This window comes from Neisseria sp. HMSC068C04 (assembly GCF_001810105.1).
Taxonomy (GTDB): Bacteria; Pseudomonadota; Gammaproteobacteria; order Burkholderiales; family Neisseriaceae; genus Neisseria; species Neisseria flavescens_B.
The window spans coordinates 1-563 of the sequence record NZ_KV799972.1 but is presented as its reverse complement, the minus strand read 5'-3'; the positions used below and the strand labels follow the sequence as shown (position 1 = coordinate 563).

At 40.1% G+C, this 563-nt stretch carries 1 protein-coding gene; it reads right to left on the bottom strand.

What is annotated here, in order from left to right; genetic code table 11:
• Nucleotides 1–475, bottom strand: a 475-nt coding sequence (locus HMPREF2700_RS07760) for a zonular occludens toxin domain-containing protein (RefSeq protein WP_283129697.1), incomplete at its 3' end; no start/stop codon positions are given.
• Between the last annotated feature and the right edge of the window lie 88 nt (nucleotides 476–563).

Genomic DNA, 563 nt, shown 5'->3' with positions numbered 1-563 from the left:
CACTGCTATCAGGCTGATCTACACATTCATTCCATTCGTAAAGCTTACGTCCTACCGGCTTAATCGATACATGCATATGACGTTGTACAAGCTTTCTTACGAAACTATCAAGAAAACTTGGATGTTGCGTGATTAACACGATATCTAAGCCATGATGTCGATGTAATGCTAAAGCTTCTATAAATGGAGGTACTTTTGAAGCGGCTGATCTAGTACCTAATAAACGCTGGGCTTCGTCTATGATGACGAGCGAGCCATAAGGGAGGAAGTCTTGAAAAGGCTTCTCTTTAATTTGTTCATCTGTAAGTTCTTCATGTTCTATTTTAAGTTCGGGGATGCCGTTGACAAAGAGCGGGCGTTTTTTCTTTACACCGTCTTTATCAGTAAAATGTGTGTAGCTTTCATCTGTCATCAACATATTGACGATAGAGCTAGTCTTGCCGCTACCCGGAACGCCTGTTTGTAAAATAATCATTTAGCTTTTCCCCCCGGAATAAATGACAGTTTACTGATACTTTGCATAGCAATGTTAAATGCAAATGCACCGAATATCAGACCTAATG